This is a genomic window from Thermovirga sp. (genome assembly GCA_012523215.1).
GTDB lineage: Bacteria > Synergistota > Synergistia > Synergistales > Thermovirgaceae > 58-81.
Genome location: JAAYIZ010000305.1, coordinates 1 through 2,342 on the forward strand (window position 1 = coordinate 1; position 2,342 = coordinate 2,342).

General features: G+C 57.8%; 5 protein-coding genes. All 5 read left to right on the forward strand.

Annotation, left to right across the window (positions count from 1 at the left end; all coding sequences use genetic code 11):
• Window positions 1–246, forward strand: a 246-nt coding sequence (locus GX108_08205) for a CoA-binding protein (protein NLO57003.1), incomplete at its 5' end; no start/stop codon positions are given.
• Window positions 243–830 (forward strand): glycerol-3-phosphate 1-O-acyltransferase PlsY, encoded by a 588-nt coding sequence (plsY, locus tag GX108_08210; GenBank protein ID NLO57004.1) that lies wholly within the window; start codon window positions 243–245, stop codon window positions 828–830. The genes GX108_08205 and plsY, both read left to right, overlap by 4 nt.
• Window positions 831–919: 89 nt before the next feature.
• Complete coding sequence (locus tag GX108_08215; GenBank protein NLO57005.1) at window positions 920–1,399, forward strand: CtsR family transcriptional regulator; 480 nt, start codon at window positions 920–922, stop codon at window positions 1,397–1,399.
• A gap of 11 nt (window positions 1,400–1,410) precedes the next feature.
• Window positions 1,411–1,947: an excinuclease ABC subunit B gene (locus GX108_08220; GenBank protein NLO57006.1), complete on the forward strand. Its 537-nt coding sequence runs from the start codon at window positions 1,411–1,413 to the stop codon at window positions 1,945–1,947.
• Window positions 1,931–2,342: ATP--guanido phosphotransferase (locus GX108_08225; GenBank protein ID NLO57007.1), on the forward strand; the 412-nt coding region annotated here is incomplete at its 3' end. The genes GX108_08220 and GX108_08225, both read left to right, overlap by 17 nt.

Sequence of the window (2,342 nt, forward strand, 5' to 3'; positions counted from 1 at the left end):
CCCGTGGACAGCGAGGAGGCCCGCCTCATGATCACCTCCCTCAGGGGTTTTCCCCTCCTCTCCGGCGCCAGGGGGAGCGCTCCCAAGGATATCGATGCCCTGGCCGAGATGGTCTCCCGTGTATCGCTCATGAGCCTCGCCGAGGAGTCCCTGGCGGAACTTGACATCAACCCCGTCTTAGTGCTTGATCAGGGTAAGGGGGCCATCGCTGTGGATGCGGCCGCTATCAGGGGTTCCCGGCCATGACTGCCGTTGCCTGGGCGGTTGCGGGATACCTTTTTGGTTCCATCCCGACCGGCTTCCTCGCCGTCAGGTTCTTGCTCGGGGAGGATATCAGGACCCTCGGATCGGGCAACATCGGGGCCACCAATGTCACCCGTTTCGCTGGGAAGAAATGGGGCGTAGTGGTGGCCCTCTTCGACATGGCGAAGGGGGGGCTCGTCGTCCTCGCCGCCCGCCTGGTTGGAGTGCAGGAGCCCTGGGTGCTGGCATTGGCGGGTTTCGCCGGGGTATTGGGCCATAACTTTCCCCTCTGGTTGAAGTTTCGGGGTGGCAAAGGGGTCGCCACGTCCTTCGGCGTGATATTTTTTTGGAGTCCCATCCCGGCCTTGGTCGGCGCGGTCGTCTGGTACCTGGTCATGCGGCTCTCCAGGTATGTCTCCGTCGGTTCCATGGTTTCCCTCGCGACGGTCCCGGTTTGGTTTATCCTCATCAAGGGCCACCCCGCCTATGGATGGACCTCGGCTGCCATGGCCATACTCGCCGTGGCGCGTCACCGTTCCAATATCGTCAAACTGGTGAAAAAAGAAGAAGATCCCATAAGATCGTAACGACCCCCAAACAGGGAAATGATTATTGACGAATGTTGACCTTAAACTTATAATTTGACTTGTCAAAGAAGGTCAAAGGAGGAAAAGCCTTGGCAAGTCTGACTAGGATAATAGAAAGGCATATCGTGGAATTACTGGAGCGGGCTAGCGAGGAATCGGTCTTCCTGAGCCGCAAGGACCTCGCGGAACGCTTTGGTTGTGTCCCGAGCCAGATAAATTACGTGATACGAAGCCGGTTCACCCCCGAGCGAGGCTACATCGTTGAAAGCCAACGGGGAGGTCATGGTTACATCAGGGTCATAAGACTCTGCCTCGACATGCCCGAGGACAGGGCGAATCACATCGAGGAACTGGTGGGCGACGTGGTGAGCGAACAGGATATCAGGAGAATCCTCGCCAACCTTCAGCACAGGAAGCTCATCACGGCGAGGGAAAGGCTCCTTGTAGAGGTGGCGACGAGGTTTCAGGAGGAAATAGGCAGGGACCTCCTTGACTTGTCCCCCTACAAAAGGGAGTCGCTCCACGCGGAATTACTCAAACGACTTCTGCGTAGCCTGGCTCTCAGTTAGGTAGTGAGGACATGAAATGCGAAAAATGCGGAATAAGGGAAGCTGAAGTACACATCAGGCACCAAAAGGGCAAGGAGACGGACGACTTCCACCTCTGCCGCCAGTGCGCCGAGGATATGGCCAAGGATGGTTTGCTTCCGGACGTTTCTTTCGAGATACCCCTGGACAATTTTCCCTGGGGGCTTTTCTCCTGGCACGGGTCCGCTCCATCAGGCCCTGATGCGGACGCTTCGCCGGCCGATCAACGGGTCTGCAGCCACTGCGGCCTCGATCACTCCTCCTTCAGGAAGACCGGTAAGTTCGGGTGTCCCGATTGTTTCACGGCGTTCCAGGACGATCTCGCCCCCCTCTTCAGGAAGATCCACGGATCGGATATCCATAGGGGCACGAGGCCCCAAAATGCCTGCGGGGACGAGACTTCCCCGGAAGACCTGGAATCCCTGAGGAAAGAACTCAGGGAGGCCGTGGAGAAGGAAGAATACGAAAGGGCAGCGATAATCAGGGACCGGATAAGGGAGATCGGAGAGTGTTATGAAGGCGAAGGCTAGGGAAATCGCCGACAGCTCCCTCGAATGGCTTGATGGTACGGGCGATCACTCGGGTATAATCCTCTCGAGCCGGGTAAGGCTTGCCAGGAACCTGAAAGGGCACGCCTTCCCCTGGAGGGCAGGAAAAGAGGAACTCGAAATTAGTGCCGAAAAGGTTGGTGCCGTTATCCGCAGGGAAGACTCCCTGCGGTCCTTCAGGCTTTTCGGGATCGATGACCTGGAGCCCCTAGCGAAGGGGGTCCTCATCGAGAAGCACCTTATAAGCCCTGCCCTCTCGAAGGGGGGGCCTGGTCGGGGCGCGGCCGTGGACAGCCACGGGATCGTCTCGATCATGATAAACGAGGAGGATCATGTCCGGATCCAGGCCATACTCGGAGGATTAAAAATCCATGAAG